Here is a 7,318-nt window from a genome sequence, read left to right on the forward strand (position 1 = left end):
ACGACCTCCGACACCGCCGTTCCCGGCACTTCCGAGTGGCCCGTGCCGTTCAGTTCTGCCCGCAACTGCGACACTGTGATCGAATCTTCGCTATCCGTCTCGCCGATTTCCGCCGGTGACTCCATCTCCGACATATCAAGCCTTACACGCTACATGGACTAATAACGGCGAAGCATTTTCACCGCCCGAACAGCGACCCCTAAATTTATGTATGAGTGTCTGACGCTCGTCGGACTGGTCGAAATCCGCTGAGTGAGCCGCTCCGACCGACATCGAAGCCGGAGAGTTCGCCGAGACCGCAGTCGTTTGCTCCCGGCAAAAGGGGCGTGGGTCCGCTCAGTCGTCTCCGAGGATGACCCGTTCAGTCATCGCTCGCGGGTCGAGGACGTCGTCGGCCTCAGACTCGGTGAGGTACCCCTCCTCAACGGTGACCTCACGGACCGTCTTATCCTCAGCGAGCGCCTTCTTTGCGACCTTCGAAGCCTTGTCGTAGCCGATTGCCGGGTTCAGCGCCGTCGCGAGCGCCATCGACTGATCGACCTGCGTCCGGCAGTGGTCGGCGTTGGCCTCGAGTTTGCCGACGAAGCGCTGCCCGAACGTCTCGGCAGCGTTGGCAAGGAGTCCGGCGCTCTCAAGAAAGTTGTGCGCGAGCACCGGTTTATAAAGGTTCAAATCGATCTCGCCGCGGGCGGCACCGGCGGAGACGGCGGCGTCGTTGCCGACGACCTGCTTGTGGACTTGGTTGACCGACTCGGCGACGACCGGATTGATCTTGCCGGGCATGATCGAGGAGCCGGGCTGGTTTTCCGGTTGTTCGATCTCGCCAAGGCCGTTGCGGGGTCCGGAAGCGAGCAACCGGAGGTCGTTAGCGATCTTGTTCATCGACCCCGCGACCGTTCGGAGGGCCCCGTGAGCCTCGTTCATCGCGTCGTGGGCTGCCTGCGCCTCGAAGTGGTTGTCGGCCTCGCGGAAGGCGAGTCCAGTCTCCTCCGCGATGTTCTCGGCGGCGAGTCCGGGGAACTCGGGGTGTGTGTTGAGCCCGGTGCCGACCGCGGTGCCGCCCAACGCGAGTTCGCCGAGGCGCTCTCGCGTCGACTCGAGGCGGTGGATGCCCTTCTCAATCTGGGTCCGGTAGCCGCCGAACTCCTGGCCGAGTCGGACCGGCGTCGCGTCCTGGAGGTGGGTTCGGCCCGTCTTGACCACGTCGTCGAAGGCCGATCCCTTTGCTTCGAGTTCCTCGACGAGAACCTCGAGTCCGGGGATTACGTCCTTCTCGACGGCCTCAAGCGACGCGACGTGCATCGCCGTCGGAATGACATCGTTGCTCGATTGCCCGTAGTTGACGTGATCGTTCGGGTGTATCTCCCGAGACCCCAACTCGGCGCCGTAGATCTCGGTCGCGCGGTTGGCGATCACCTCGTTGGCGTTCATGTTCGAGGAGGTGCCGGAGCCGGTCTGGAAGATGTCGACCGGGAACTGGTCGTCGTGGTCGCCCGCGATAACCTCCTCGGCTGCCTCAACGATCGCCTCGGCCTTGTCGGCCTCGAGAAGGCCGAGTTCGCGGTTGGCCTCTGCGGCAGCCTTCTTTACAACCCCAAGCGCGCGAACGAAACGCCGGCCAAATGTGATGCCCGAGATCGGGAAATTTTCGACTGCTCGCTGCGTCTGCGCGCCCCAGTAGGCGTCCGCGGGGACTTTCATCTCGCCGAGACTGTCGCGTTCGATCCGGTGTTGGTCATCGTCGTCCGTCATGATCGGCCCCTCTCGCGGGTGTCGCTAAAGGGCATCGAAAGCTGACTGAGACCCGGTACCATTTATAAATCCTCGATGGGCGTGTGGGTTCATCGCATAGCTGCTGCGCCCTTATCATGATTGTCCGGAGACGTATACGTATGAACGACGCACCGCTGTCCGATCGGCGCACTGTCTTGAAATCGTTGGGTGCCGGCTCGTTCGTCGCTGTCGCGGGTTGCAGCGGCCTCGGGGGCTCCGGGGAAGAGAGTGGAACACCCGACGATGGGACGCCTGCCGGCGAGTCGACACCGGAATCGGAGGCCGAGTTGGCCTACGGTTGGGAGGACGCGACCTGGGACTCATACTGGTACTCGCTGTACAACATGAGCACCAACATCTCGATGAGCGGGAACGGGATCACGTTTCCTGCTACCGACGAGCAACAGGAACTATTCCAACAGCGGTTTCCGGAGATGTTGACGGTCGCCGAACAACCGGGGCCGCCGGTCACGAATCCGAATCTCAATATGGCGCCGTTTACCGAGGGTGACCCCCACTTCACCCAGGAGCCGGTACTGGAGGATGACAACGACCGTCCGGATGCGTCGTCGCTCGAATGGGACCCTTCGGCGTCGTCCGGCGTCGTCAGCCCGTCGGCACTGGCGTGGACGCACCTCAAGGGAGTGACCTGGGCGAAGAACTTCGAGGCACACTTCGACATTCTGCCGGACGACTTGGCCGCGGAGTTCCGCTCAATGGTGCTTTCGACGCTCGCACAGGTCGGCACCGTCTTCGCGCTCGTCACCGAGGAGGGCGGCGGCAACCTCCGGCTCAACGATGAGAACCTGCTGTTAGCCTCGGCGTTCCGCCCCGGCGAGGGCGTCGTCGACGAGACTCCCCGGCCGAGACACCACGCCGGAATGGTGTGGTTCCTCTCCGGACTGAACAGCCTCGCACAGAACGGCTGGTACGGCTACGTGAACCCCGAACCGATCATCCCCGCCGAGAACATCCAGATGCTCACGAACGGGATGGGGCAAACGACGATGAACGCCGTCCCTCCGAGCGACGTGTCGAACACCCGCCTACTCGGGGAGTTGCTCGGCGCAATCGGCTGGTTCGGCACCCAGACCGATCGCGACGAACTCCGAGAGAGCGCCGTCGAATACGCGAACGGTCTCGCGGGCGTCGTTGAGAGCAACCTCGATGGCAACGGCCGTGTCGGCGGGGGCAACGAAAACCAGGCTGCAACCCAGGGCGTCGTCGGGCAGGGGCTCGTGTGGGCCTCACAGCTCGATGATGTCGACCACACGGGAACCGCGGAAGATGTCATCGGGTACCTCTCCGATGAGTTATTCGACGAAGATGCCGGGACGTTCGCTTCCCAACCCGATGCCGACACGTACCTGATCACGGCCCGGGACGCCGGCGACATCACCGGCGGAATCAACGCGGCCGACGCCGTGCTCGGGATGGACCTCACGGAGCAGTACGCGCGCTTTTTCAATCAAACGCTCAACCGCGGCCGCCTCCAGCGCGCCGAACGCCCGTCATCGCGAAACGAGGACGCCGACCACACGCTGCCCCTGCCGCCGGCGGCGGGCGGCGAGTTCGGGCAGGCCGCCGTCTACAACGCCGCCGTCGAGTACGACACCACGGCCGACGAGTGGCGCGTCGCCGACGACACCTTCGATACGGCGGCGGCGCTGTACCTCTCGAACCAGGAGATCTGGCTCAGCCAGTGGGGCGGCGAGTCCTACCGTGGCCGCGGCGTCCCCGGCGAGACGGAGACACCAGAGTAAGCGACGAACTCACTCGCCTCACTGGTCGCGCTTCTCCAACTCGATTTTTGAGGACTCGCTATGCTCGTCCTCGCTACGGGGTCTGGGTTGTGAGCTCCAAGGCGTGGATGTCCGTCGTCATCGCCTCGCCGAGAGCGTCGTAAACAAGTTGATGTTGATCGACGAGCGATTCCCCATCGAAGACCGGCGAGACGACGGTTGCCCGCAGGTGGTCATCGTCGTGCTCGCCGCGGGCCTTCTCCACCGTCGCCTCACACTCCTCAAGTGCTGTCTCTATCCGGGCTTCGACTTCTTCGGGGGTCATATTCGTTCGTGAGGTCGCGGGAACCAAAAGCTCGCCGGGATCGATACCCCGGCACGAGACCAACGATCGACGCTCAACGCCAGCGATCGAGGCCCGTCTGAACGACAGATTCCTCGATACGTTCGAAGCCGCGAGCGACCTCCTCGGCGGGAACCTCCCACGTTTCGGTCACGTACTGGCGGGCCGCGTCCATATCCGGCTCGATATCGGCGTCGTAGTCGTACTCATCGGTGACGGCCGGGTTGAGGAACATCTCTCGGATGCGGTCGGCGTTCGGGACCGACTCGCCGCGAGCGTCGAGTGCGTCCCATAGGTTGCCGTGCTCGCGGAGCAGTTTCACCGCGGTCTTCGGGCCGATGCCGTTGATACCCTCATTGAAGTCCGTGCCCATCAGGATGGCCGCGTCGACGAGCTCCTCCCAGGTCAAGCCGAGTTCCTCGAGCGTCCGCTCGAAGTCCATGCACTCGGGGTCGCCCTTGCTGGTTAGCCCTCGAAGCGTGTACGGTGCGCCGAGCAAGAGCGTGTCGTAGTCCTCCGAGCCAGCGTAGTCGACATCGCCGTACCGCGCCATATGTGCCGCCTGGGCCTCGCCTTCGGCGGGGGCTTCGATAACCGGGACGTCGAGCAGCGACAATAACTCCCGAGTCGTCGTCTGAATCGTCTCGGTGAGCCGTTGGGTGCGTGACTCGAGCGTCGAGATCTCGGCGGCGTCGGCCTCCCCCGCCCGTGCGGCGTCGAGTTCGTCCTCGTAGCGTTCCCGTTGCTCGCGCCGGCTTTCGACCTCGTCGTCTTTCAGTTCCGTGACGCCGCCGTCGAAGACGAAGATCGGCGTCACGTCCGCCTCGAAGAACTTCGGCAGCCCCTGGACGACGCCGACGAGGTTCGCGACTTCCTCGCCCGACTCCGTCGTGTAGATCTCACTGGACGTGAACCGTACCGTCGTCGTCAGATAGCGATACAGCCAGTTGTGGGCGTCGATGGCCACGACCGAGCCGGCGAGGTCCTCGAACGGTTTCGGCTCGATGACCGCGAGCGCCCTGAGGTCCGCGTTACCCATTATCCCGTATTAGGGTGTCGGGGCTTTGAACCCGCCGATCCGGCGCATCGACAGCGGCTGTGGTTCCGCCGACTGAGTGTAGTCCCAGGGGGCGTGAGGCCGTACCGACTCAGTACTCGCCGTTCATGGCACTGAGGATCCGGTCGTCGAATCGCTCGAAATCCGGCTCTCCGGACGCCTCGTCGACCGCCATCTGACTCACCGGGATCTGGGCACCGGCCATGCGGGCATGGCCGCCGGCGCTGGCGGTCTCAATGTCGCCCATCGCGCGCTGGAGGCACTCACCCATGTGGACGCGGTCGTCGTTCGACCGGGCCGAGACGTGGACTGTCCCGTCGTTGACACCGTAGAGGACGACGGCGGTCGTCCCCTCAAGCCGCGTGAGTTCCTCGACCGCCTGCGAGAGTGCGTCGACGTTATCTACCTCGCCAACGTTGCAGATGCCGAAAGAGCCCTCGACGTGGACACCCTCGATCGCGTCGGCTTTCACCTGAAGAGCATCGTGTGAGACGTTCGGCGTGGCGATCCGGCGGAGCAGGTCGTCATCGATGGCCGGGAACAGCGCCGCGCAGACATCGAAGTCGGTCTCCGTACAGCCCCGCGTCAGGTTCTTGGTGTCGGACTGAACGCCGTAGGTGAGGCCGGTCGCGAGTTTGGGACCAACGACAAAAGCGTCATCGGCCGTCTCGGTGGACTCGGAACCGAAGACGGCACCGAGATCAGCGAGGTATTCCGTGAGTATCGACGCGGTCGCGCCGTACTCCCTGCGGACATCGGTGAACTCCGATCCGGTCCCGTTGCCCGGATGATGATCGATGACCGCGACAGGTTCGATATCCTCGGAGCCAACGAACCCGCGAGCGGTGTTGTGATCGACGAGCACGGTCCGATCGGGGCGTTCGAGGTCGGAGGCGGTTTCGATCCGCTCGCAGTCGAAGCCGAGCACGGTCCGGAACGCCCGATTCTCCGGCCGACGGATCTCACCGGGGTACTGGACCACCGCCTCAGTCCCGACCCGTCCACCGATGGCCTCGACTGCCATCGCCGCGGCCATCGCGTCCGGATCGGGGTTCGGATGCATCAGGATCGTGATCTCCTCGTACCGCCGGAGAAGGTTCCGGAACGACTCGCCCTCCGAGCGCCGCAGCCACCGGAACAGCCGGTACAGCAGGTACAGCGCGAGCGCGCCCACGATGGCTCCGCCCGGGTAGTACAGCGGGTCCCCGGGGAGCCCTCCAAACTCCGGCCACCCGGGAAGCGGCCGCGTCATCGCCCCCGCGACGGCGTCGCCAGGCGCACCGAGGGGCCGTGTAGTGGCCGCCGGGGCTGCGGGCTGTGCGGGCATACATGCCACCAGTTGTCTCGGTCCGAATAAAAAGCTTCGTCACCCGTTTATGCCCCAGTGTTCTCCGTATTTTATACCGCTCGTACCGAATCAAATAAAACAACTATCGAATATGTGGCATTGTCACCCATCGTTGCACAAGAGGTAGAATATGTAGCCAGCACGATGACTACGTCTGTGTTGTACCGAGGTTATTGAACCAATTACACACTGAGACTGAAGCTGTGACACCGCTACCGGCAGGGTTATACTCCGATTTTAATTACACTTTATTAATGACTCTAACACGGCGTCTGAAATTCGGTGTGTATGAGTCGCTCCTGATAATCCTCGGATTCGCCATTGCCGCTCAGGTGTTGCCTCCAGACCTCTACAGCCAGGTGATATCAACAGTAATAGTTCTAGTAGTAACGCTTCCACTCTCGTATTGGTTGGCCTACAGACGGAACTAACCGCCCCCCTCGTCTTCCGTATCGGATAGTTCAAAGAAGAGGGTTAGACTGCTAATGTCATCACATTTCTTATTCGCTGAAGGATACTCGGATTAACAAGCCCACCGTTCCAGAAAAAGAAGTCGAAGAGAAAATAGACAGACGCCAGCCCACCAATAAGCCGACCAATTCCTTCCATGTTCTCACATCATCGGGTCAAAACCGTTTCCGCCTCGCGTCTCTTCCTTGTCTTCGTAGAATCTGTCTCCACACTTCGTGCAGACGATTACTGTTGTCCCGTCGCTAACTTGCCCACCGAACCCCCCGAGGTTCGCCCCTGCCGACTGTTGAACAGTCTGCGACTCCTTGTATTGTGGATCACAGTCGCAAAGATCATTTTCATCTTCCACTTCTTCATACTCTGACGGCTCGCCACCGGACAGATTGATTTCCTCGATGGTGTCGTTTTTCCAAGGCCCATCGTTGTCAAACATTGGTACAGGTTAAAAATCGACTCTTAGTGTAGGTTCAAATGTTGTCTCACTAGTTCCCCGGCTCAACCGGATACAGCTGTCGTAGTTTGATTCGGGCGTCACTGGTAGTAAATTGCCAATCGATAGGCCGATCAACAGCATTGTGTCGGTT

The 7,318-nt window shown here is 62.1% G+C and carries 6 protein-coding genes; 1 reads left to right on the forward strand and 5 read right to left on the reverse strand.

Annotation, left to right across the window (positions count from 1 at the left end; genetic code table 11):
- Nucleotides 1-336: 336 nt before the first annotated feature.
- Nucleotides 337-1,752, reverse strand: a complete 1,416-nt coding sequence (locus ACI944_RS09420) for a class II fumarate hydratase (protein WP_411718790.1) — start codon at nt 1,750-1,752, stop codon at nt 337-339.
- 140 nt (nt 1,753-1,892) lie between these two features.
- Between ACI944_RS09420 and ACI944_RS09425 the strand changes: the two genes are divergently transcribed.
- Nucleotides 1,893-3,536 (forward strand): plasmid stabilization protein, encoded by a 1,644-nt coding sequence (locus ACI944_RS09425; protein ID WP_411718791.1) that lies wholly within the window; start codon nt 1,893-1,895, stop codon nt 3,534-3,536.
- Nucleotides 3,537-3,609: 73 nt separating this feature from the next.
- Here the strand turns inward: ACI944_RS09425 and ACI944_RS09430 are convergent, their stop codons facing one another.
- The 4 genes from ACI944_RS09430 to ACI944_RS09445 all read right to left on the reverse strand — a co-directional run bounded on the left by ACI944_RS09430 (nt 3,610) and on the right by ACI944_RS09445 (nt 7,167).
- Nucleotides 3,610-3,840 (reverse strand): BolA/IbaG family iron-sulfur metabolism protein, encoded by a 231-nt coding sequence (locus ACI944_RS09430; protein WP_411718792.1) that lies wholly within the window; start codon nt 3,838-3,840, stop codon nt 3,610-3,612.
- A gap of 73 nt (nt 3,841-3,913) precedes the next feature.
- On the reverse strand, nt 3,914-4,897 hold the full coding sequence (fen, locus tag ACI944_RS09435) for a flap endonuclease-1 (RefSeq protein ID WP_411718793.1): 984 nt from the start codon (nt 4,895-4,897) through the stop codon (nt 3,914-3,916).
- A gap of 109 nt (nt 4,898-5,006) precedes the next feature.
- On the reverse strand, nt 5,007-6,242 hold the full coding sequence (locus tag ACI944_RS09440; RefSeq protein WP_411718794.1) for a DHH family phosphoesterase: 1,236 nt from the start codon (nt 6,240-6,242) through the stop codon (nt 5,007-5,009).
- A gap of 634 nt (nt 6,243-6,876) precedes the next feature.
- Nucleotides 6,877-7,167 carry a hypothetical protein gene (locus ACI944_RS09445; protein WP_411718795.1) on the reverse strand — a complete coding sequence of 97 codons (291 nt, stop codon included), beginning with the start codon at nt 7,165-7,167 and terminating at the stop codon, nt 6,877-6,879.
- Nucleotides 7,168-7,318: the final 151 nt, after the last annotated feature.

It is taken from the genome of Natronomonas sp., from assembly GCF_046710025.1.
Lineage (GTDB): Archaea > Halobacteriota > Halobacteria > Halobacteriales > Haloarculaceae > Natronomonas.